At 44.2% G+C, this 23,833-nt stretch carries 21 protein-coding genes and 2 tRNA genes; 12 read left to right on the top strand and 11 right to left on the bottom strand.

What is annotated here, in order from left to right:
- The 5 genes from DK188_RS14000 (at nucleotide 1) to DK188_RS21490 (ending at nucleotide 1,810) form a co-directional block, all read left to right on the top strand.
- A complete protein-coding gene (locus DK188_RS14000; RefSeq protein WP_111671438.1) occupies nucleotides 1-771 on the top strand; it encodes an SAM hydrolase/SAM-dependent halogenase family protein in 771 nt (256 codons plus the stop codon).
- The gene (locus tag DK188_RS13995; protein ID WP_111671437.1) at nucleotides 771-1,070 is read left to right on the top strand and encodes a putative quinol monooxygenase; all 300 of its coding nucleotides are present in this window, start codon (nucleotides 771-773) and stop codon (nucleotides 1,068-1,070) included. Before DK188_RS14000 ends, DK188_RS13995 begins: the two co-directional genes overlap by 1 nt.
- Before the next feature lie 160 nt (nucleotides 1,071-1,230).
- Nucleotides 1,231-1,314: transfer RNA gene (locus DK188_RS13990), tRNA-Leu, on the top strand.
- A gap of 69 nt (nucleotides 1,315-1,383) precedes the next feature.
- Nucleotides 1,384-1,602 (top strand): GIY-YIG nuclease family protein, encoded by a 219-nt coding sequence (locus tag DK188_RS13985; RefSeq protein ID WP_198673024.1) that lies wholly within the window; start codon nucleotides 1,384-1,386, stop codon nucleotides 1,600-1,602.
- Between the two features lie 118 nt (nucleotides 1,603-1,720).
- A tRNA-Leu gene (locus DK188_RS21490) sits at nucleotides 1,721-1,810 on the top strand.
- 161 nt (nucleotides 1,811-1,971) lie between these two features.
- Here the strand turns inward: DK188_RS21490 and DK188_RS13980 are convergent.
- The 4 genes from DK188_RS13980 to DK188_RS13965 form a co-directional block, all read right to left on the bottom strand.
- The gene (locus DK188_RS13980; protein WP_111671436.1) at nucleotides 1,972-3,543 is read right to left on the bottom strand and encodes a solute:sodium symporter family transporter; all 1,572 of its coding nucleotides are present in this window, start codon (nucleotides 3,541-3,543) and stop codon (nucleotides 1,972-1,974) included.
- 69 nt (nucleotides 3,544-3,612) lie between these two features.
- Entirely contained in the window at nucleotides 3,613-4,494 is an 882-nt protein-coding gene (locus DK188_RS13975; protein ID WP_111671435.1) for an inositol oxygenase family protein, read from the bottom strand.
- 143 nt (nucleotides 4,495-4,637) lie between these two features.
- Entirely contained in the window at nucleotides 4,638-7,160 is a 2,523-nt protein-coding gene (locus DK188_RS13970; protein ID WP_111671434.1) for an ABC transporter permease, read from the bottom strand.
- On the bottom strand, nucleotides 7,153-7,830 hold the full coding sequence (locus DK188_RS13965; protein WP_111671433.1) for an ABC transporter ATP-binding protein: 678 nt from the start codon (nucleotides 7,828-7,830) through the stop codon (nucleotides 7,153-7,155). The genes DK188_RS13970 and DK188_RS13965 overlap by 8 nt, the downstream gene beginning before the upstream one ends.
- A gap of 255 nt (nucleotides 7,831-8,085) precedes the next feature.
- On the opposite strand from DK188_RS13965, the gene DK188_RS13960 reads away from it, so the two are divergent.
- From DK188_RS13960 to DK188_RS13930, 7 genes are all read left to right on the top strand, one after another.
- Nucleotides 8,086-8,760 carry an arylesterase gene (locus DK188_RS13960; protein WP_111671530.1) on the top strand — a complete coding sequence of 225 codons (675 nt, stop codon included), beginning with the start codon at nucleotides 8,086-8,088 and terminating at the stop codon, nucleotides 8,758-8,760.
- Between the two features lie 140 nt (nucleotides 8,761-8,900).
- The gene (locus DK188_RS13955) at nucleotides 8,901-10,643 is read left to right on the top strand and encodes a GMC oxidoreductase (protein ID WP_111671432.1); all 1,743 of its coding nucleotides are present in this window, start codon (nucleotides 8,901-8,903) and stop codon (nucleotides 10,641-10,643) included.
- A gap of 3 nt (nucleotides 10,644-10,646) precedes the next feature.
- On the top strand, nucleotides 10,647-11,351 hold the full coding sequence (locus DK188_RS13950; RefSeq protein WP_111671431.1) for a gluconate 2-dehydrogenase subunit 3 family protein: 705 nt from the start codon (nucleotides 10,647-10,649) through the stop codon (nucleotides 11,349-11,351).
- A 180-nt stretch (nucleotides 11,352-11,531) separates the two neighbouring features.
- The gene (locus DK188_RS13945; protein ID WP_232825738.1) at nucleotides 11,532-12,521 is read left to right on the top strand and encodes a DUF6340 family protein; all 990 of its coding nucleotides are present in this window, start codon (nucleotides 11,532-11,534) and stop codon (nucleotides 12,519-12,521) included.
- Nucleotides 12,522-12,582: 61 nt separating this feature from the next.
- On the top strand, nucleotides 12,583-13,716 hold the full coding sequence (locus tag DK188_RS13940; RefSeq protein WP_111671430.1) for an NHL repeat-containing protein: 1,134 nt from the start codon (nucleotides 12,583-12,585) through the stop codon (nucleotides 13,714-13,716).
- Nucleotides 13,713-14,879 (top strand): hypothetical protein, encoded by a 1,167-nt coding sequence (locus DK188_RS13935; RefSeq protein ID WP_111671429.1) that lies wholly within the window; start codon nucleotides 13,713-13,715, stop codon nucleotides 14,877-14,879. The genes DK188_RS13940 and DK188_RS13935 overlap by 4 nt, the downstream gene beginning before the upstream one ends.
- Before the next feature lie 93 nt (nucleotides 14,880-14,972).
- Nucleotides 14,973-17,483 (top strand): WD40/YVTN/BNR-like repeat-containing protein, encoded by a 2,511-nt coding sequence (locus tag DK188_RS13930; RefSeq protein WP_111671428.1) that lies wholly within the window; start codon nucleotides 14,973-14,975, stop codon nucleotides 17,481-17,483.
- An 88-nt stretch (nucleotides 17,484-17,571) separates the two neighbouring features.
- Here the strand turns inward: DK188_RS13930 and DK188_RS13925 are convergent, their stop codons facing one another.
- The 7 genes from DK188_RS13925 to rimK all read right to left on the bottom strand — a co-directional run bounded on the left by DK188_RS13925 (nucleotide 17,572) and on the right by rimK (nucleotide 23,744).
- Nucleotides 17,572-18,162 carry a porin family protein gene (locus DK188_RS13925; protein ID WP_111671427.1) on the bottom strand — a complete coding sequence of 197 codons (591 nt, stop codon included), beginning with the start codon at nucleotides 18,160-18,162 and terminating at the stop codon, nucleotides 17,572-17,574.
- A gap of 66 nt (nucleotides 18,163-18,228) precedes the next feature.
- Entirely contained in the window at nucleotides 18,229-18,600 is a 372-nt protein-coding gene (locus tag DK188_RS13920; protein WP_111671528.1) for a response regulator, read from the bottom strand.
- A 124-nt stretch (nucleotides 18,601-18,724) separates the two neighbouring features.
- Nucleotides 18,725-20,110: a sodium-dependent transporter gene (locus DK188_RS13915; protein ID WP_111671426.1), complete on the bottom strand. Its 1,386-nt coding sequence runs from the start codon at nucleotides 20,108-20,110 to the stop codon at nucleotides 18,725-18,727.
- Between the two features lie 39 nt (nucleotides 20,111-20,149).
- On the bottom strand, nucleotides 20,150-21,085 hold the full coding sequence (locus tag DK188_RS13910; RefSeq protein ID WP_111671425.1) for an SDR family oxidoreductase: 936 nt from the start codon (nucleotides 21,083-21,085) through the stop codon (nucleotides 20,150-20,152).
- The gene (locus DK188_RS13905) at nucleotides 21,057-21,908 is read right to left on the bottom strand and encodes a peptidylprolyl isomerase (RefSeq protein WP_111671424.1); all 852 of its coding nucleotides are present in this window, start codon (nucleotides 21,906-21,908) and stop codon (nucleotides 21,057-21,059) included. The genes DK188_RS13910 and DK188_RS13905 overlap by 29 nt, the downstream gene beginning before the upstream one ends.
- Complete coding sequence (gene hemC / locus DK188_RS13900; RefSeq protein ID WP_111671423.1) at nucleotides 21,895-22,839, bottom strand: hydroxymethylbilane synthase; 945 nt, start codon at nucleotides 22,837-22,839, stop codon at nucleotides 21,895-21,897. Before hemC ends, DK188_RS13905 begins: the two co-directional genes overlap by 14 nt.
- The gene (gene rimK, locus DK188_RS13895) at nucleotides 22,836-23,744 is read right to left on the bottom strand and encodes a 30S ribosomal protein S6--L-glutamate ligase (RefSeq protein WP_111671422.1); all 909 of its coding nucleotides are present in this window, start codon (nucleotides 23,742-23,744) and stop codon (nucleotides 22,836-22,838) included. The genes hemC and rimK overlap by 4 nt, the downstream gene beginning before the upstream one ends.
- Nucleotides 23,745-23,833: the final 89 nt, after the last annotated feature.

Below are 23,833 nucleotides of genomic sequence, written 5' to 3'. Positions count from 1 at the left end.
ATGGCATTGGTGACATTCCTCTCTGACTTTGGGGATAAAGACTACTACGTTCCGGCTGTGAAAGCCAGAATGCTTTCTATCAACCCGCAGTTGAACATCATTGATATTTCACACAGTATAGTTCCTTACGATATTGAGCACGCTGCGTTTGTTCTTCGATCCACTTTTCGGGAATTTCCCAAAGGTACTGTCCACTTGGTAGGCATCAATACCACTGGTGTGATGACGCATGGCTACATAGGAGTGAAGCTCGAGGAACATATTTTTATCGGCCCAAACAACGGAATCTTGAGCCTATTGGCAGACCAGGACCCAGGAATTCTTGTCCAATTTGCAGACATTCACCTTAAAGATTCTACATTTCCTACCAGAGATATTCTGGCACCGATAGCTGCAAAAGTGGCCAGTGGAGCTGCGATTCATGATTTTGGAGGCCCTTTGGCAAATTTCCGCAAATTGATGTCTCGACAGGCCAAAGCTACCCGCGAGCATATTATTGGCCACGTGATCCGAATCGACTGCTATGGAAACCTGCTGACCAATATCCGTAGAGATGTCTTTGAAAAGTTAAATCCCGGAAAATTCACCATTCAGTTTGGCCGTGAGTCCATCAATAAACTTCAATCCGGTTACGATCAGGTTGAGGCTGGTGATCCGTATGCGTTTTTCAATAGTCTCGACTACCTTGAGATCGGGATCAACCATGGTCATGGTGGGAATTTGCTGGGTTTGAAGCAGGATAGTGTCGTGTACATCAACTTCGGAGCCTGATGTTGATACGGGTAGTTCGCATGACATTTAGACCAGAATCGGTCGTGTCTTTCCTTGAAAATTTTGAATCCAACAAAAATTTGATCCGGAATTTTCCCGGCTGCCAGCATCTGGAGCTCTGGAAAGACCATAATTTTGAAAATATTTTCATGACCTACAGCCACTGGGAAAGTGAGGAAGCTCTGAACCAGTATCGTGATTCTGAGCTATTTAAAACCGTCTGGAGCTTTACCAAGGCCCTTTTTTCAGAAAAGCCGCAAGCTTTCAGTTCAAAAAAATTGCAGGAAGTGAAGAAATGAGTTTGTGGGAAAACAATTTTGTTTTCATATTTGCAGCCCGTTCAGCAAGGATCGGTAATAATTGAAATGCCCAGATGGCGGAATTGGTAGACCTGCCTTTGCCGGCAGGCAGGCGCGTTGGTCTTAAACACCAAAAGCCTGAAATTTGAAATATTAAAATGCCCAGATGGCGGAATTGGTAGACGCGTTGGTCTCAAACACCAATGAGGTTACACTCGTGCCGGTTCGACTCCGGCTCTGGGTACAGAGGCTCACAGAAATGTGGGCCTTTTTTTTTATATTTTTATTCATGAAAGAATTTTTCGTTTAGACCATAAGAAGTCTTCATAGAAATTACATCTATGTGGGTCTAACCGATAATATTGAAAGGCGAATTCAACAACATAACCTTGGAAAAGGTAGGGCAACAAAACCTTCTGCGCCATTTAGATTAATTTATTCTGAAAAAGTCGGAAGCCGGGAAGATGCAAGAATTAGAGAAAAATATCTGAAAAGTGGATCAGGAAAAGAATTCTTGAAGAACATCAAATAATCTAGGCGACCGATTAATTACATGCCAATATCTGCTTTGAATCGATTAATCCGGAGGTTATTTATTTTTCATTTCTTCAATTGTAATATTTGAATTCCCAGATGGCGGAATTGGTAGACCTGCCTTTGCCGGCAGGCAGGCGCGTTGGTCTCAAACACCAATGAGGTTACACTCGTGCCGGTTCGACCCTGCCTGCCGGCAAGCAGGTCCGGCTCTGGGTACAGAAGCTCCTTCTCATAAAGAAGGGGCTTTTTTGTTTTAAGGCGATTGATTTTTCTTACGATAAATGCTTTTATCTTTTTTAAAAAACCTTTTTTGACTTTCAGAATAAATCACTGTTTTGTCTAGAATTGAGGAATCTTGATTCTTCTACCTTCCCAAAAACCAATAAATCATTACCGTCACCACACAAAGCACAATCGACAGCGGCCTGGCATATTTCCATTGTTGGAGATTCAGTGGACCAGAAGGAATTTCAAGTACAGCCTTGGGAGGAAATTTCAAACTCACCAGATACATCACAACCAGATTGAGCAGAAACTCAATACCCCAAATATGAATAAAGTGAAGGTTCACCTCCAGTAGAAATGTGGTCAGAATATAAAATGAAAATCCAAAAAACAATCCGGCTTTCGCTCCTGCTGCTGAGATTTTTGGCATAAAAAACCCAGCAATCAAGACCGATGCGATCGGTATAAAAAATATCCCATTCAACTGCTGCATCAATTGATAAAGCCCATCTGGTGCATTGGCCACCATTGGTGCTATTAGAATTGATAATACTGCAAGTATCAAAGAAGAAACCTTTCCGACATTGACTAATTGGGAATCAGAGGCAGTAGGCTGGATGATTTTTTTGTAAATATCCAGGCTAAAAATAGTTGCAGCTGAGTTCAAAACTGAATTAAAAGTACTCAACACAGCTCCCAAGACCACCGCAGCAAAAAAGCCAATTAGGCCAAGTGGGAGCACTTTTTTTACTAACACCGGATAGATCACATCCTGATCTCCGAAATATTGCTCTCCATAATAATAGAAAGCAATAACCCCAGGCAGCACTATAATCAATGGAATCAGAATCTTGAAAATCCCAGTAAACAGCAAGCCTTTCTGCGCCTCAGCCATATTCTTAGCTCCCAAAGCTCGCTGAATAATGGTCTGATTCATCCCCCAGAAATACAGCTGATTGATCATCAAACCGGTAAACAATGTGCTAAATGGCAAAACAGAATCAGCCGAACCAATGACATTGAACTTTTCTGGAACTGCCTCATAGACTTTAGACAATCCCGCAGCCACATTTCCTCCTCCGATATCCCAAAGTGCAAAAATTGGAACCATCAAACCTCCTATCACCAATCCCACAGCATTGATGGTGTCAGAATAAGCTACAGCTTTCAGACCTCCCAAAATTGCATAAATGGACCCAATCACACCAATAGTGAGTACTGAAAGCCAAATACCTTCAGACTTGCTGATCTGAAGAACTTCAGACACATTGAAGATACTTTCCAGATTAATCGCTCCGGTGTATAATACAATTGGCAAAAGCGTAAAAACGAAGGAAAGCATCAACAGCAAAGACACGACGGTTTTGGTCGTATCATCGTAGCGCACGGCCAGATATTGTGGAATGGTGGCCAAGCCCATTCGCAGATAAATCGGTAAAAAGTAAAGTGCAGCGATGACCAAGGCAATCGCCGAAGTCACCTCCCAAGCAATGATGATCATGCCGTTTTTGTAAGCCGAACCGTTCATACCGATCAGGTGCTCGGTAGAAATATTGGTCAAAATCATCGACCCAGCAATCACACCCCCAGTCAGGCTCCTTCCTCCCAAAAAATACCCATCCTTTGAGCGGAGGTTTTCTTTTCTCAACTTATACCAAGAAAAAAAAGCGACAAACAACGTGAATCCAACGAAGGAAATGACAGTTAGCATGAAGTTTATTTTGGGTTGACGGGATCAAAAAAGAAGGGGACTTTTCATCCCCTCTCAAGCATTCTACTTTTAAAATTTAAGCGTCGCCGGAAGATACTTAGCGACCAAGTCCTCGTAATACGGCCTCAAAGCTTTTGAATCAGGTGGCACGGGAACCTTGGAATAGAGATCGTAGGGATTGAATTTATCCACCCATTTGAACATCTCCCGATCGTGATCATTAAGCAAATGATCGTAGGCATTTTCACGGTGCTGCGCATAAAAAGAATGATAGCGAATCATGTAAAGCGCGGGCTCTGGCATATAATCTTTCACCATTTGATACAAATACTCGTCATGGCCCCAGGACATTTTCACCTGATCCAAGCCGCACTTGTGAGTATATACTCCGTATTTTGTATTATATCGCTCATCTTTGGAATCAGGGTTCAAATCAAAATATTCCGGATAAACGATCCTGTCCGAATGCTGACAACCTACCGGAAAGGTATCTCCCACCACAGCCCATTGGGGTTCACCAAACAGACAGAGCACTTTTCCCAAATCATGTATGAATCCTGTCAACACAAACCAATCCGGATGGCCGTCTGCCCGGATGGCTTCAGAGGTCTGAAGTAAGTGCTGCAACTGGTCAAGGTTTGTATCAGGATCAGAGTCATCGATCAGGGTATTAAGGTAATTGACAGCATCCCAAAAGGGCATTTCCTTTTTTTCGAACTTCAAAAACTCCCGCTCTTTTTCTACCACAAAATCGTAAGTCTGATAGGTATGGTTGAGCTTGTAAAACTCCCGAACAGTATCCACACGCTCCGAATCGTGATAATTTCGATAGTCATCCTTGGCCTTGGCTTGTTTTTCTTTGGGTTCAGGATACCGAGTCAATAAATCATCCTCCCAATCTTCGATGGAAGGGAGCGGAGCAAATTCTGAGGCAGAGGGCTTGATGTTCATAGATTTAGACTTTGAAAATGAAATATAAAGACAAAATCTAAAAAAGTTAGCGTCCTGACTATTCATAGAAATTGGTATCAATAGAAAAAAAATGGACTCCCTCGAGAGCCCATTTTTATTTTATCCTTCATACTTCAACCTTCTCAAGTTCCTCTCAAAATCTCCATTGGAGGTTGATTAATGATTTTTCGCCCATTTAGCCAGCCCAAGACAATGGTCAAGCCGGTAATGCCAAGATACAGCACCAAACCTTCCTTCCAGGCTACGCTAAAATTCATCTCAAAGACAAATTTCCCCAATAAAAATGTCGCCATAAATGAGAGTAGGATTCCCGATAGAGAAGCCAAACTGCCAAGGAAGAAGTATTCCAGGGTATTGATTTTGGTCACAATCGCAGAACTCGCACCAAGCGTTCGCAGCAAAATGCTCTCACGCATCCGCTGATATTTGCTGATGATCAATGAACTGATCAAGACCAAAATCCCAGTTGCAATGGAGAAAAAGGCCATAAACTGAATCACAAAGCTGATTTTACCCAAGATTTCTTCCAAAGTTTCGACGATCGTTCCGAGATTGATTATCGATATATTGGGAAAAGCCCGAACGATCTCGGCCTGCACATCGGCAGCTTCCCGGTCATTCTTCGTTTTGGTGATTAACACATGGAATTTTGGCGCTTGCTCCAGAACTCCGGCAGGAAAAAGCACCAGGAAATTGGTGGAGACCTGATTGAATTTTACATCCCGAAAACTTCCAATGTAGGTCTTGATCGGTCTGCCTTGGACATTGAACTCAATTTCATCCCCGATTTTCAGCCCATTTCCTTCACCAAAGCCTTTTTCCAAGGAAACAAAAATACTGTCACCCCTCGCACCCAGCGGAATCAATTCCCCTGATGTGATCGTCTCTGAAGAAATCAGGGTATCTCTATAGGTCACACGGAATTCCCGATTATAGAGCCAGCGTGAATAATTTTCCTCCTCAGACAGCTCATCATTTTCTTTTTTATCAATACCATTGATTTCGTTGAGTTGCATAGTTACTATCGCTACTTCCTGCATTATAGGCAGATTGCGACCAGCAACTTTGCCTTTCACTTCGTCAAGTTGAGCAGTCTGAATATCAAACATCAGCATGTTTGGCTGATCCTCCTTGTCAGCAAATTTGGCTTCAGCGAGAAGTTGATTTTGAAGAAAAAAGAGTGTAGCAATCATCGCTGTACCTAATCCGATAGTGGCGATCAAGGATATCGTCTGATTGTTTGGCCGATAGAGATTGGCCAACGATTGTCTCAGCGTGTACTCCAGGGAAATCGGTAAAAACTTACGTACTGACCACATGATGAGCTGACCTACTCCCCATAAGACTCCAAAAGAAGCGAGCACAAAAACAGTAAAACCTAGAGCAAGTTTCCAGTCACTGAGCAGGTACAAACTGAATCCCCAGATAAACAGCAAAATCCCAAGGATGACTAACCATCGAAGTGGGTCCTTAATCATGGCAGAATCTGCTGTTTCTGGGCGTAGGGTGGCCATCGGCGACACATTACGCACCTTCAAGAGAGGCAAAAGGGCAAACAAAACCGAAACAAACAAGCCAGTAATCACCCCAAAACCTACCGAAATCCAGGAAACGCCAACATTTACCTCCACAGGTAGAAAATCGGAGAACACCGCTGGCAAGACATATTGAAGCAAGGTCCCAAGACCCGCTCCGATAATTGCTCCCGCTAATCCCATCACTACGATCTCGGTAAGATAAATCAACAATACGGTAGCAGAAGAAACCCCTAGACATCTCAATACGGCAACTGAGGCAAGTTTTTCTTTAACAAATACATTCACTGCAGAGGCTACGCCTACACAACCCAACAGTAGCGCAATAAATGCCACCAAACTGAGAAAGTTGGACAAGTTGGCAAAAGAACGACCTGTGGATCGCTTTCGATCCTCTACTGTATCGGCATCTACCCGATCCAGTTCCCAAGCCTCCTCGTAGGGTTTGATCAGTTCTTCGACATCCGTGCCTGCCGTGAATTGCAGGTATTTATTATATTCCACTCGACTGCCGTATTGAACTAGACCAGTCTCTTCCAGATATCCCATCGGAATATATACGGCTGGGGCCACTGTTGCAGTGATTCCCGTTTGCCCGGGGACCTTTTGCAATTCGCCTACTATCTGAAAGGTGACAGCACCCACTTTAATGGAATCCCCTACCTGAGCATTGAATTGCGCCATCAAAGTTTTTTCGACAAGAGCTTTTTTTCCTCCATTCCGGAAAACCGATTCACCATCCACTGGGACGGTCTCCAATTTTCCGTAGAATGGAAAATTCCCCTCGAGAGCTCTGACTTGGGTCAACCTGCTGGCTCCAGTACTAGGAAAAGCCACCATAGAAGCAAAATTGATCTCTGAGGCCATTTCTATCGCAAGCGAATCAACTTCCTGATCACCGATAGGCTTACTGTTTTCCAAAACCAAATCAGCTCCCAAAAGCTCTTGAGCTTGGTTGTCGATGTCTTTGGTGAGATTTTCTCCAAAACTGCTTATAGCCACCAATGCCGCAATCCCCACCACTATGGAGGAAACGAAAAGCAGCAAACGGGAAAGATTCTTCCGGACATCCCGGAGCGCCATTTTAATAATCCAACTGAAATCAGGCATGAACGTCCTCCTGTATTTTACCGCCCTTGATATGAATGATGCGCTGAGTTTTGGCCGCCAATTCCAAATCGTGCGTGACGAGTACCAGCGTAGTTCCCTGTTCTTTGTTCAAGTCAAAAATGAGTTTTTCAATCATTTCCCCTGTTTCGGTATCGAGATTGCCAGTTGGTTCGTCAGCGAAAAGAATTTTGGGTTCGTTGGCAAAAGCCCTTGCGATGGAAACCCGCTGTTGTTCACCTCCGGATAGCTGTGTCGGATAGTGTGTCGAGCGATCGCCAAGTCCTACTTTTACCAAAAGTTCCTGTGCTTTCTGTCGGGCGTCTTTACGCTTTTTCAATTCCAAAGGCACCATCACATTTTCCAAAGCAGTCAAAGTGGGAAGTAATTGAAAGTTTTGAAAGATAAAGCCAACATCTTTATTCCGCACAGCTGCACGTTGGTCTTCATTCATTTTCTCCAAAGCCTGACCATTGAGGACAACACTTCCTGTAGATCCGGAATCAAGCCCGGCACAAAGACCCAGAAGGGTGGTTTTTCCACTCCCGGAAGGTCCTACGATGGCGAGAGTTTCACCTGCCTGAATATCAAAATTGACTTCATCCAACACGGTCAGCTTTCTACTGCCGCTTTGATAGGTTTTACTTAGATTTTTAATTGATAATATGCTCATGAAAAAGCGTTGGGTTAGAGTTGAAAGGTCAAACGGCCTGGACTGTACTTGGTTGACAATCAAAATTTGACACAGGATAGTAAGGTAAATAAAATAAAAAACGTTCGACAATTTAGAGTACTCTCGACAAACGGGCATATTTGACCGACCAACGCAGAAAAAGCTATTTTTGTGATTGGCGGAAGGATTCCGGATTTGAACCGAACCTTTTTGCAACAAATCCATTAGTATCAAAAAACATTAACAATGAAGGCAATGCGATTTTCACCTTTTTCTCTTCTTTTCTCTTTCCCCATTTTATTACTGGTTGCTTGTGGAAATCCCACAGAACAAACGCAATCCGAAGTCACTGAAGCAGAAACAGCTGCTGAAAGCACCAAGAAAAAAACGATCCTATTCTTTGGGAACAGCCTTACCGCAGCTTACGGAATTGATCCTGAGGATGGTTTTGCAGGACTTACCCAAGCGAGAATTGATAGCTTAGGATTGGATTATCGGGTAATCAATGGTGGCTTAAGTGGAGAGACCACTGCTGGAGGGTTGAGTCGATTGGATTGGTTTCTAGAAGATGAGCCAGCTATTTTTGTTTTGGAACTTGGAGGAAATGATGGACTCAGGGGAATCCTTCCATCCGAAAGCAAGAAAAATCTAATTGGTATCATCGACAAGGTTCGCTCAAAATATCCCGAGACCAAAATTATCCTCGCCGGCATGCAAATCCCACCAAATATGGGGCAAGAATACACGGAGGAATTCAAATCGATCTATCCTGAAGTAGCTGCAGAAAAGGATGTCACTTTGATTCCATTTCTGCTGGAAAATGTTGGTGGGATACCAGAACTCAATCTTCCTGATGGAATTCACCCTACAGAAGAAGGACATCAGATTGTATTTGAAACAATTTGGCCATACCTAGAAAAATCACTGTAACCGATTTACATCTAATTGGTCCAAAAGCAATATCATTTTAGTTTAACAAGGTTTTTCTAAGTTGATTCACTTGAAAAAAAACCATTTCCATCCTTAAAATTTTTGCGCTATATTTTCGACTTCATTAAAAATTTTTGAAAATGAGTTTTCAAATCAAACAATCCGGTGAGGCCTACGACGTCATTATTGTAGGCTCAGGAGCAGGAGGAGGAATGGCCTCCAAGATTCTTTCCGAAGCTGGACTTTCGGTAGCAGTGGTAGAGGCAGGTGGGGATTTTGATCCGGCTAAGGATGAAGATCGAACCCAACTCAGACCGCCCTGGGAATCCATTAGAAGAGGCGCTGGTACGCGAATCAGGCCATTTGGAGACTTCGATCAGGCCATAGGTGGCTGGGATATCGAAGGCGAACCCTACACTCGTGGGGAGGGGACCAAGTTTGATTGGTTTAGATCAAGAATGGTCGGTGGTCGGACAAATCACTGGGGTAGAATTTCCCTAAGATTCGGACCAAATGACTTCAAGCGGGCTAGTATAGACGGTATGGGCCATGACTGGCCGATCGGCTATGATGAGCTGAAGCCGTATTATGATAAAGTCGACAAACTCATCGGGGTTTTCGGGACAAAAGAGGGCATCTACAATGAGCCTGACGGATTTTTCCTTCCGCCTCCCAAACCCAGACTCCACGAACTTTTCCTGAAAAAAGGAGCCGACAAAGCGGCAATCCCAATGATTCCATCACGATTGTCCATGTTGACTCGCCCGATCAATAACGAGCGAGGCGTATGCTTTTTCTGTGCGCAGTGTAATAGAGCATGTCAAGTTTATGCCGATTTTTCAGCAGGTACATGCTTGGTTCATCCCGCTATGAAAAAAGGCAAAGTGGACCTCTACACGCACTCAATGGTACGAAAAGTGACTACTGATGACAGCGGCAAAGCCACTGGTGTTTCCTTTGTCAGCAAAGTGGATATGAAAGAGTACAAACTCAAGTCAAGAGTTGTAGTACTGGGGGCATCAGCCTGTGAGTCCTCCCGCATCATGATGAATTCCAAATCTAAATCCCATCCTAACGGGATCGGTGGAGATTCTGGCGTGTTGGGAAGATACCTTCACGATTCCACAGGAGCGGATCGAATGGGGATCATGCCAGACATGATTGACCGGGAGCGATACAATGAAGACGGTGTCGGAGGTATGCACATGTATACCCCGTGGTGGCTAGACAATAAGAAACTGGATTTTGCCCGAGGTTACCACATCGAATACTGGGGTGGCATGGGACAGCCTGCCTATGGAACTGGTAACAGCATGGACAGCATGCGCCAATACATCAAGGATGAATTTGGAAATCCGAGTCCAAACGGTGGATACGGCGAAGGACTTAAAAAAGACATCCGAAAAATCTATGGATCCACGCTGGGGATGTCTGGTCGTGGAGAAAGCATCCCCCGCTACGAAAACTACTGCGAAATCGATCCGAATGTGGTCGACAAGTATGGAATTCCGGTCCTGAAATTCCACTACCAGTGGACCGATCAGGAAATCAAACAGGCCAAACACATGCAGGACACATTTGAAGAGATCCTGACCAACGCCGGCGCTACGCTCTTAGGAACAAAGCCGGGAGCAGATACGCTGTATGGATTGGCTGCGCCTGGCCGAATCATCCACGAAGTGGGAACTACCCGAATGGGCAACGATCCGAAATCTTCCGTGGTCAATTCCAACTGCCAGGCTCACGATTGCGACAACCTTTTCGTAGTGGATGCAGGACCATTTGTTTCGCAGGCAGATAAAAACCCAACCTGGACCATTTTGGCCCTTTCTTGGAGAACTTCTGAATACATCGTTGACCAATTGAAACAAAAAAACATCTAAGCCATGAATAGAAGAGAAAATCTAAAACTACTCTTTACAGGCTCTGTAGGTGCAGGCTTGTTGTTGACAGGTTGCGAACCTGAAGAAGTAGCTGTCCAAGGTCAAGTATTCACTGGAGGAACTCCGGGAGGCAGAACTGAAGAGGAAAAACTCCGGGATGCGAAATTAATGGAAGGGACTTTTTTCACTGCAGAGGAGCGAAAAAAACTCGACACACTGACCGATATTATCATGCCGGCAGATTCTGAGTCCCCTTCTGCCACCGAACTTAAAGTGACTGACTTTATTGACTTCATGATGCGGGATCAGCCTAATTACCAAACCCCAATGCGCGGTGGGTTGATGTGGCTGGACTTTGAAGCGGATGAGCGATTTGGCAAGAACTTCAATGAGCTCTCCAAAGATCAAGTCATCGAAATCGTAGAAGAAGTAGCTTGGCCACAGAAGGCGAAACCAGAATACGAAGGCGGGGTACGTTGGTTCAACATGCTTAGAAACCTCACTTGTTCAGGATATTTTTCCACTGAAGCAGGTTGGAAATACATGGGCTACAAAGGCAACCAACCCAATGTTTGGGACGGTGTGCCCCAAAATGTGCTGGACAAGCATGGCCTTTCTAATCCAGAAAAGTATCAGGCTTTGTACCTCAAACCTGAGGATCGGGGCACAGTAGCAGTATGGGATGAAGAAGGAAACTTAATCGGATAACAACTAAAAAAAGAAAGATTGAAATCCACAGCCAAAACGCCGTGGATTTTTTCATTTCTAGTATCTTCGGCCATTAATTCTATCCAGCATATGAAGGCTTATTTTTCATGCCGAAAAGCATCTCTTCCAATTTTATTTGCACTTGCATTAGTCTTTGGATCCTGCTCCAAAAATGTCTCCATGACTAGACTGGTACCCGCCCCGGTCACCGTGCCAGCACATGTCCAGCGGATTGTATTGGTAGATCGGACCAAGCCACAAAGTGAGGGTCTTGCGGTGATTGGTGGCATCATCACAGGGGAACTCCCCTTTGAAGTGCGAAATGCGGTACAAGCCACACTCTCCTCCCTTCAAATGACCCTCAACAGCTCTCCTCGATTTCAAATCGTCCGGTCCACCGAACGGCTTCCCGGTGGGATATTTGGCCAGATGTTCCCTAATCCAATGGATTGGTATACCGTGGAGCAACTTGCTAATCGCTACCAAGCGGATGCTGTACTGACTCTGGAGAATTTCAGTTCGGACTTCATCATCACCGATCAGAAACGATTGATCAAAAAGACCATTACTGAAGGGAAAAATACCCGTCAGATTGAAGTTCAAGGCTATTACCTAGAAGGATTGGCTACAGTGAGCGCGGGATTTAGACTCTATGACCCCAAAGACCGCAATATCATCGATCAGCAGCGGTTTGAGAAGCGGAACATCTGGACAGCAGAAGCCGAAACCAAAGCTCAGGCTATGCTGCTCTTAATTCCCAAAGCTGATGCAGCTAGGGCAGTAGGTGAAATGGCAGGCGCAGGCTATGCCACCAAAATTGCTCCGATGTATGCAGAGATCAATCGGGGCTTCTTCCCCAAATCCAAAACTGATCCCGCAGTAGTTACAGGAGCAAGACTGGCCGAGGTGGATCAATGGGAGCAAGCCATTGCCACTTGGCAAGCAGCACTACCGGGAGTAGATGACAAAAGCGGAGGAATGCTAGCCTACAATATTGCGGTAGGATATGAGGTATTGGGCTCGCTTGACTTGGCAAAAGAGTGGGCTGGAAGAGCTTATACTGAGTTTGGCCTAAACAAAGGGAAAAATTACGTCACTACGCTTAACGGACTCCTTCAGCAGCAATTTCTACTCGAGCAGCAGATGCAGCAAAATTCCGAGATGAAATAATTCTTAGTCAATTTCTTGAATCTAAAGGCCTGATTTACTTTCTTAAGGTAAAAATCAAGCCATGGGAAAACTTTTAACAGGTGCGGTTTTGATTGCCGCATTTTTTGTTTGGGGATGTGGATCGAGTAATGAGACAAGTTCCGATGATTCCAACGAATGGGAACTGGTGATCGAGGATTCGATACAGGTGGATTTTATGGGAGAGATTTGGATGGGAACCTTCGAAAATGGAAAAGGCATTGTCAAAGATATTACCACTCAGGCGGTTTTACAATTTGACTCGACTGGGAAATTATTGGTCAATAAGGTTTTTCCAAAGGATGGACCCGGAAAAGTGGATTGGTTCGAAGGAATTGTAATAGAAGAGAATGGAGAAATATTTGCCTCTACTTCATTCAATAATATCTACCATTTTGATCCAAATCTCAATCTGATAGAAACGTTGAAAATGCCATTTGCCGGAGAGGCAAGAGGAGGATTGAGGAATGCCCGAAACTTGAGTAAATGGAATAACAAACTCCTGCTCTGGTACCCGGGGCGAGATGGCATTAGTCCTTACATTGATAACTTTTATCAGGAATATCCCCTGCTTGAACTATTTGATCTCAGCACTCAAACTTCCATTCCATTGGTAAATACCCCATCCACTTCAAAGTTTAGCACGGATGAGTTTTTCAATCGGCCCTATATTCAGTTTACTATCGAATCTGATTCACTTTACCTCACTTTTTCGAATGAGGAACTTGTTCACGTTTATACCCTTCCTGATGGGAACTGGGTCAGAAGCTTCAGTTTTAATCCCACTGATTTTAAACTCTATCCCGGGCAGAAATCACCGGTTACTTATGAACAGATGATGACTATGTCTGAGGCAACAATTATGGGAATTTATTCAGATCCAAAAAACCTCATCTTGACTTATAAAGGCGGAATTGACAGTGAGACTTTTATCCGAAACGAATTAAAGGAGCGTGAAAACTTTTACAGATACCCTGAATTCAATAAAAACTATCTTAAAGTTTATTCTTTTGCTCAAGGTAAATGGTCAAATGAAATGGTAATCCCATCAAAAATTGATTTTATTTTAAATATCGAATCTACGGACAAACCCTTCTATGCCCTCCGAAACGATGACTTTATAGGAGAAGAGCAAGAATATTTGACTTTTTATAAACTTAGACTTGTACAAAAATGAAGACTCCTAACTTACTTTCAATTCTTGTCTTCATTCTGGCTTTTGCCTGCAATTCCAAAGAGGAAGTCCCTATCGAAAAACCGCTATCCAAGCAGAACCTCGAATTCGAAATCTATGATTCTCTAGTGGTGGATTATCTCGGGAATTTGATCTTGATGGATATCAGTCCTGATGGAAATCATTTTCTGCTTATTGATCAAAATACCGATTCGATTTTTATAACCGACCCTTCAGGAGATATTAAATTTCAATACAAGCGCACAGGAGAAGGACCGGAAATGATTCAGGGAAACCGAACCGGCGTGGGTGAATTCCTTGATAATGAAAGCTTCCTTATCCCATCCAGTCGCGGGATATACATTTATTCGTTGGATGGTGAGCTGAAAAAATCTTACCTGCCGGAGTTTAAAGGAATATCCAGACTAGTATCTCCAAGTAATACAGCCCATGCCCTACATCAGGGAAAGGTGTATGTCCAGATGCCCGGAAGGTATGCGGACTTCAAAGAACCAGGGATAGAATTTCAAAAAAACTCAAAGCGATTGGAAATGCTTGATTTGGTCTCCGGGAATTATGAATCGGTCATCCCATTTCCAAGGGAATCCAAATACAGCAGCGAAACCGAAGCCCATGTCGTTTTCGATTATTACGTAAACTTCACCATCTCAGGAGACAGCCTTTATTTGGCTTACAGAAATGAACCCAAGCTTTATGTCTATCATGTATCAAATCTCGACTCCCCTGCAAAAATCAATTCGTTGGCATTTCCTCATTTCGAAGAAAGAAATATGGATACCGAAGCTGATAATGAAGTGATCAACGCTCGGGATTTTTTTCTCGGAAGTATAAATCGGGTTACCGCAATTGAAGAAAATGCCCTATTGATAAACTATTTATCCGGCCTGACCGATGAGGAAGCCAAAAAAGTCATTGATGAGGCTAAGGGTGATTTTGATTTAATGTTTAAAAATGCAGAAGCAATCAACCAAGGGGGACTAGTCTTATTTGATGGAAAAGAACTCAGTCAGATTATCTCCAAACCGGGATATTTAGGCAATATTAACCATGTAGTTTCCAAAGACGAAATCTGGTTTTCACCGAATTTTGAATTGATTGAAAACGATTATTCGGTCATCTATAAAACCCGCTTAGTCTCCAAATAATCACCACTCAAAAAGACCTTTTCCCGTCCAAAAGCGCTGTGTCAAGACTTTGATCTCCTTTGCTTATATTCCCTCCTGATCAAAGAAAACCACATGCAAAAATCTACTTCCCTTACCTTGCTGGCTGCAGGAATGCTGTCTTTCGGTTCGCTACAAGCGCAGGACATCAAACCCACCACGGAAAAAGCACTTCAGGAATCATTGGACAAGCACAAAGCAATGCTTGCCTCCACCCCGCTCAAAGACTTCAAAGCCCGAAACGTAGGCCCAACCAATATGTCAGGCCGAATCGTGGACATCGAAGTGGCTGCCAACAGAAACACTTTTTACGTCGCGGCAGCTTCTGGGGGAATCTGGAAAACAGAAGATAACGGACAATCCTTCACCCCGATTTTTGACCATCAGGGAGCTTTAGGCATAGGTGCAATGGCACTAGCCCCCTCTGATAACAACATCCTTTGGGTAGGTACTGGCGAGGACAACTCCAGCCGGTCTACCTACGCAGGCAACGGAATCCACAAGACCACGGACGGAGGCAAAACTTGGGAACATATCGGCTTAGTCCATTCGCAGCACATCGGACAGATTATCATTCACCCGACCAATCCGGATATCGTATGGGTGGGTTCGATGGGAGGACTTTATTCCAAAAACAAAGAAAGAGGTCTTTACAAAACTACCGATGGAGGGAAGACTTGGAAGAAAACCCTCTACATCGACGACAATACCGGCATCATCGATATTCAGATTCATCCTTCAAATCCGGACGTATTGCTGGCTGCCAGCTGGGAAAGATTCCGTCAGGCGCATGATTTCATCGGAAACGGCAAAGGTTCTGCGATCTGGAGATCAGAAGATGGAGGAAATACCTGGAAAAAAGCAGTGGATGGTTTTCCACAGGATGAGTTTGTAGGACGAATCGGCTTCGATTTTAGTCTTTCTAACCCTAACGTGGTATATGCACTCCTGGATAATCAGGGAAAATCTGATAAACCTGCACCGGAACCTCGACGAAGGGGGAACCAACAGCAGGAAGAAAACCCATTGAGCTTGGAAGATTTCAAAGATATGACGCTGGACCAAGCATTAGCCCTAGAGGATAAAAAGCTGGAATCATTGGCCAGAAGAAGTCAGTTTTCTACCAAATACACTCCTTCCGAGATCAAGCGTCTCCTCAAGACTGGTAAAATCACAACTACCCAAATTGCCAACTACAACGGTGGTGCGGTAGATGCCAATGCGGCGATGTTTGGTCAGCCGATCAAAGGTGCAGAAGTCTATCGATCTGAAGATGCGGGCAAAAGCTGGAAATTGGTTTCAGAATCTGATATCCGACAGCTTTACAATACCTATGGCTATTATTTCGGAGAGATCCGGGTGAGTACTTCCGATGAAAATGAAATTTTTGTCCTCGGCGTACCACTTTTGGTTTCCAGAGATGGAGGAAAGAACTTCAGCCGCACAGATTCTATTGGCGATCCTCACTCAGATCATCAGGCCATGTGGATCGACCCAAAAGACAGCAAGCACATTCTTCTCGGAAACGACGGCGGACTATACCGTAGCTATGGCGGAGGAGCTCGTTGGGATCACATGAATACCCAGATGCCAATCTCACAGTTCTACTCTGTGATGGTAGATCAGGCCACTCCTTACACCATCTATGGTGGTATGCAGGACAACGGTGTTTGGTATGGTAAATCGACCAACAAACCAGAAGATCCATGGGAACCACTTTTCGGAGGAGATGGCATGGTCGTGGCGGTTGACACTCGTGACAACGATATCGTCTACACCGGATCCCAGTTTGGAAACTATGCCCGAATCAACAAAAAAACCGGTGAGCGACGCAGAATTACTCCAGGTCACGACATCGGAAACGCTCCCAATAGATGGAATTGGAGAACTCCAGCTGAACTCAGCTACCACAATCAAGACATTGTCTACATGGGTTCACAGTATGTCTACCAATCGCTAGATCAGGGAAACACATGGACGACTATTTCACCGGATTTGACCAAAAATCAAAAAAGTGGAAATGTACCCTATGCGACACTTTCAGTGGTAGAAGAGTCACCGTTGGAGTTTGGGACTTTGTATGCAGGCTCAGACGATGGCAATGTCTGGATCACCCGAAATAATGGTGGCAATTGGGCCAGCCTCAATGCCGGACTTCCTCAGGACAGATGGGTAAGTAGCATTTCTCCTTCCAAATACAAAGAAGGCAGAGTCTACATCACGCTGAATGGCTACCGATACGATGAGTTCAATACCTACGTGTACAAAAGCGAGGACTACGGCAAAACCTGGAGCTCGATCAAATCGAATTTGCCCGAAGAGGCCGCCAATATCATCATCGAAGATCCTAAAATGCCAAATATCCTGTATTTGGGTACCGATCATGGGCTTTATGTAAGTATGGATGAAGGGAACAATTGGAACCTTTTCCAAGGTGAAATACCAAATGTTGCCATTTATGACATGGTGATTCAGGAGCGTGAAAATCACCTGATTGTAGGTTCACACGGTCGAAGTGTTTACGTGGTGGATTTGAAGCAGATTCATGACTTGGCACAACCCGGCCCAAAGGTGATGGAAAAATAAATTCAAGAGTATAAATTGAAACTTTGGGATTAAAAAAGCCCTCTGAAGTTCATTCAGAGGGCTTTTTCTTTAGTTTTTAGTATGTTCTTTAGAAAAGCTTAAAACCTACAGAAAGAACCCATTGATTTATTCGATTATCAGTGGTGAAACTTCCTATATTTTCAGTGACACTGCTAAGGCCACCTTCGTATTTGGCGTCCACAGATAAGTTTCCAATATCCACTCCCAAACCAGCCTGGTAACCTAAAGTCGAACTATTGAAATCTACATCCTGAACTGTATCCACAGCATCTTTGATTTCAGAGTTGATATTGATGCTGGCGATGGGACCAGCCATCAACCGGATGATTTTAAACATTCTGAACCCAACCATCACCGGGATATCCAATCGGTTAAAGTTAGCTTTGAACTTTTCACTTCCTCCTTCTCCTGGCGAATTGATCGTAAATCCTCCACTAGTTTGGGTAAAAAGCAACTCGGGCTGGATGTATAAACTATTACCAAATCGTCCAAATATCCCAACGTGGTATCCAGTCTGGGCATCATTTGGGACAATTTGTTCATTTTTAAAATCAACTTTGGTACTGCTAAGACCAGCCTTGATACCGAAACCTGAATTTTGAGAATAGCCTTCTACTGCCAAAAAAAGCAGAAGAAAAGCAAAAATTAGCTTTTTCATGGGAATGGGATTTTGAGGTTTAGTTTTCTACTAAACGCATTTTTACAATTCCCTTGCCAAATATGATTAAATATAATTTAGGCTAGCTTTAGATTTTGCCAGGCTATACAAATCATAAAAGTCCATAGGCTTGGAGACTAAAGAATCAAATCGATTTTTGCTTTTTTCCCGAAAATATTCCACATCCCCTGCCGTGAATCCTATTGTGGGTATCTGAGAGGTTTGGGGGCTTTCTTTGAGATGGTTTAAAAATTCAACTCCATCCATGACTGGCATCATAATGTCGGTAAGAATGACATTAAAAAAAGGATCAGTCTCTAAGTATTCCAAGGCTTCCAATCCGTTATGGGCGACCACGACTTCCTCGTTTGACTTCTCAAATATCTTTCTGAGAATCAAAAGGTGCACTGAATCATCGTCTACCAGGAGAATTTTCACTTTTCTAACGAAATACTTTTTCAAGTATATGAAAAGCATTCAACAATAAAAATTAATTCTCGAAAACTCCCACAAAACAAAAAAGGGCCAAACGGCCCTTTTCCAAATTTTAGAGAGAAAATTCTTATGCTGCCTGAGGCGCTCCGAACAAGCCGATGGTATTTAAGATCAGGAGAATAATCACAATAGGACACACCCACCTGATGAAAAACATCCAAGCAGCCCGATAGGGACCTTTGAAACCTGGAGCTCCTTGAGCTAACTCATCTGCATAATCGGTGATTTTTTGAGCCCAGCCGGTATATAATGCAAGCATCAAACAAATCACAATCACAGCAAATGTTCCAAAGATGAAATCCATTGCTCCAAAAAAGCCCGTCAATTCATTGCTGAGGAAAGTAAATTGAATTTCAGCGAAGAAATTTCCCTCTATGGAAGAAAGAGCAGAAGGAATAGATAGCACCATGGCAGCAATTCCCACAGTCCAAGTTGCCTTCTTACGATTCCATTTTCTATCGTCTATCAAATAGGCTACAGGTACTTCAAGCATGGAGATAGTAGAAGTCAACGCAGCTACCATCAAAAGAATAAAGAACAAACCTCCGATCAAATTCCCACCTGGCATGGCATCAAAAACCCGGGGAAGCACATCAAAAACGAGCGCCGGACCTGCAGCAGGATCTTTGCCAGGTAATAATGCAAACAAGGCAGGAAACACCATCAAACCACCCAAAAGGGCTACCGCCGTATCCATACCTGCGATCCAACCACCAGCTTGCGGGATGTTTGATCCCTTTTGCAGATAGGAACCGAAAGTGATCATCAATCCCCAGCCTACAGACATCGAGAAAAACGCCTGACCTAAAGCCTGTAAAACAACCGTAGCATTGATTTTTGAAAAATCAGGATACAAGTAATATTCAATACCAGCCTGGGCGCCTTCTAAGGTAACTGAACGGCCCGCGATGAAAATAATGATGATAAATAAAATCGGCATCAGGAATTTAGCCGCCTTTTCGATACCACCTGATACACCGCCCAAGACGATCAGAATAGTAGCCAAAATAAAGACAAATGTCAAAGGAATGACATACATCGGAGTCTGTACAAACTCCTCAAAATCAACAGGAATATTGATTATTTCAGTAAAAATATACCCAACAGTCCAGCCGGCAATCACAGAATAATAACTAAAAACAAAAAAGCAAACCAACACGCATAGGACACCCGCCAGCTGCCAAAATTTGTTTCCTCCTGTATCACGGATCGCACCGATGGGGTTTTTACCCGATCGTCTTCCTAAAGCAATTTCATTGAAGAGCAAAGGTAACCCGATCAGAAGTACACACAGGATATACACGAAAACGAAAGCTCCTCCTCCATTTTCACCTGTCAGATAAGGGAATCTCCAGATATTGCCAAGGCCTACTGCTGACCCTGCTGCGGCCATGATAAAACCGAGACTGGAGCCAAATTGTCCCCGCTCTTCCGTATTAGAAATATTTGCCATAAATAAATTTAAAGTTAATTATTGGGTATAAACTGCGTTTTAAGAGCGGGCTAAGATAATTTGTTTTGCTAAAATACCTATTCCCGTTCGGAAAGTTTTGGGTTCAAATCCCAGCTGATTTCTCGCTTTATCGATAATAAAGCCTGTTTTCATGGGACGCTTGGCTGGCTGAGTAAATCGCGTGGAATCCGACTTCTTGATTAAGTCCTTGTTAAGTTTAAAAAAATCAGCTGTCATGATGGCCATATCATAGGGCGTCAGTACATCTGAGCCAGAAATATTGAAGACTCCCTTGGCCTTTTGCTCAGCTATCAATATACACCCTGCTGCCAAATCTTCCGCGAGGGTGGGAGTCCTGACTTGGTCGTCTACCACCTGAATTTCTTTGCCCGCCTCCAGTGAACTCTTTACCCAAAGTATAATATTGGTCCGGCTGAGGTCATTGGCTATTCCATAAACCAGCACTGTCCGGGCGATAGCCCAGGTTGTGGTAGAATTTTTGACCATAGACTCGCCGATCAATTTAGTCTCGCCATAGAAATTGACCGGAGCAGCTTCTGCTTCCTCATCATAGGGGCCATTTTCACCGGAGAAAATAAAGTCCGTCGAGACGAAAATGAAATGGGACTGTATCTTCTCTGCTGCATGGACCAAGTATTGGGTGGCATTCACGTTGACCTTCACACACTCCTCCTGATTCAATTCGCATTGGTCTACATTAGTCATCGCGGCGCTGTGAATTATCGTCTCAGGCGCGATTCTACTGACTACTTCATCGACTTGGGTAGGATCAGTAATATCAAGCTCTTGGTAGCTGAATCCTCCACTTGTGAGCCGACATGGGCCTTTACCTGTGGCAATTACCTCAAATTTCCCTCCGGTGACCAATTGCTCCACGAGCTTTTGTCCTAGTAGGCCATTTGCTCCGGTGATAAGGATTTTGGGTTTACTTGATTGCTGGGTAGGTATAGCCATATTCTTCAGTGATTTTCTTTTTGGACATTTTTTCTACTTTCACCTGCATCCATACCGGAGTATCAGGTACCTCCCGAGTAGTCGGTTCCTGTGCGATTTTCTCCACCACATCCATCCCCGATATCACTTCCCCAAAGACAGTATATTCCCGATCCAAGTGGGGTGTTCCCCCGATCGTCGCATAAGCTTTTATTTGCTCGGGAGTATATGTTTTGGTCAGGGTGAGCTTCAGCGCCTGGGCTATTTCATCTCGCTTGGAAAGGATCAAATTAGTCAGACTGTCAAATTTCTGCTCGGCATATAGCCTATTGTACTCCTCCTTCAAAGGCCGTTGGCTCTCTAGCTGCACGTATTGAAGTATAGCCTTTTGCAATGCGGTAAAATCAGTCGTCAACTCCAGCTCCTCATAGGTTCTTCCCTGAACGATATAAAACTGGGATCCATTGCTCGCCCGGGTGGGATTGATGTTGTCATTTTGACGGGCGGCAGCGATCATTCCTTTCCGATGGTAATGATGTGGGAGGATTTCTGCAGGAATTGTGGGCCACTCTTGAGGAGGTAAGCCCTCTTTGCCAAAGACATCTCCACCCTGAACCATGAAATTCTTGATCACCCGGTGAAATTGCGTCGAATCAAAACGTCCGGCCTCTGCCAGCGCGATGAAATTATTCTTGTGTTGCGGTGTATCATCAAACAGCACCGCCTGGATCTCTCCGTGACGAGTCGTGATGGTGACGAGATAGTCCTTATTTTGCCCGCAAGCTAAACTGCTGACCAGCAATAAACTGACAAAAAAATAACTCACCACTTTATTGATTGCCATGATTATGATGTTTGATTTGATCGAGAATTTCTTTTCCGCCTGCGGCAAAAACCAAGTCCGCCAGTTGCCTTCCCAGTTCTTCAGCCTGATTGGCTTGACCCGAAACCTCAAACGAAATTCGGTTTAATCCATCTAAACTAATAATCCCTCCCCTAAGTACCAAGGCATGGTTTTCCAAACTCGCCAGCGCAAAAACCGGTATACTGCATCCGCCTTCCAGCACTCTTAGATATTCCCGTTCGGCCTTTAGCCTCGAGGCAGTTTCGGGGTGATTACAGGCTTGGATTATTTGCTCCCGCAAAGCTGAATCCAAACTCTTGGCTGCTTCAATCGCGACAGACCCCTGACCCACCGCCGGAGTAAATTCCCCTAAATCCAATTCTTTCACAATCATGGAATCGTATCCCATGCGGTGTACACCGGCATAAGCGAGCAAAAGTGCATCACAAAGTCCCTCTTCCATCTTTCGAATTCTTGTTTGGAGATTTCCCCGCACATCTACCGTTTTCACATGTGGATAGAAATGCTTCAGGGTGGCCACCCGACGTGTAGAAGAGGTACCCAAAACCAGGGTTTTCTCCGGATCATGAATAGCTATTCCACTTTTTGTAGAAAGCAAAATATCATTTTCCTTTTCCCGCTCCGTAAAGGCGATAATCTCAAATTCTGCTGGTAGACTCGACTGCATATCTTTTGCCGAATGAACTGCAATATCAATTCGGCCATCCAAAAGTTGATCCTCGAGCTCTTGTGTAAAAACTCCTTTGCTACCGATCTTTGAAATGGAAACATCCAGGATTTGATCGCCTTTGGTATCGATGATGACGATTTCTGATTCAATTTCAGCCTTTCGAAGTAGCTCCTCTACATGATAGGCCTGCCAGAGCGCCAGTTTACTACCTCGTGTGCCGATTTTTACTTTTCTATTCATTGTGCTTGGTCACGTTTGAAGGATTTTTTTCGCACACCTTCTGCCACGTATTTAATTATTTCCTCTGCGATATTGATCCCAGTGGCCTTTTCGATGCCTTCCAGCCCTGGAGAACTGTTCACTTCCAAAATCAATGGCCCTCTGTCTGACTGAAGCATATCCACTCCCGCGATATCCAGCCCAAGGGCTTTGGCAGCGTTCAAGGCTGCCTGCTTTTCTGCACGGGTAAGTTTGATCACTGAGGCGGCCCCTCCACGATGGAGGTTGGACCGAAATTCTCCCTCTGCACCTTGACGCTTCATGGCTCCGACCACTTTGCCATTGACTATGAATGCTCGGATATCTGCTCCCTTTGCTTCTTTGATGAATTCCTGAACGATAATCCTAGCTTTGAGCCCATGAAAAGCTTCAACCACCGATTGGGCAGCTTTTTTGGTTTCAGCCAATACCACCCCCAAACCCTGCGTACCTTCCAGAAGTTTGATGATCAAAGGAGCCCCGCCTACCTGCTCGATCAGTTGCTTTTCTCCTCCTTTGGAAAAATTTGTAAAGGCAGTTTTTGGCATGCCAAGCCCTGCTTTGGAAAGAATCTGCAAGCTTCTCAACTTATCCCTACTCCGCACAATCGCCTGAGAATTAACTGCAGAAAACGCCCCCATCAATTCAAATTGACGGACTACCGCAGTGCCATAGAAGGTCACTGACGCACCGATGCGGGGTATGATGGCATCTACTCCCTCGAGCTTTTGTCCACGATATATAATGGAGGGGCCCTCCTGCTCAATGATCAAATCGCAGAGACTATGATCCACGATGAGCGCTTCATAACCTGCTTTTTTGATCTCTTCGACCAGTCGGCTGGTGGAGTATAAATTTGAATTCCTCGAAAGGACTGCGATTTTCATCAGATAGTATTTTTATGCTCAATGTCCACCCCTTTACTTGTGTCCAAGTGGTGCATTCAAGGTCCGGAACCCCTCAGTGAGCCATAGAC

The organism is Algoriphagus litoralis, assembly GCF_003259255.1.
Lineage (GTDB): Bacteria > Bacteroidota > Bacteroidia > Cytophagales > Cyclobacteriaceae > Algoriphagus > Algoriphagus litoralis.
The sequence above is the reverse complement of the archived record's forward strand: the minus strand, read 5'-3'. Positions and strand labels throughout refer to the sequence as shown.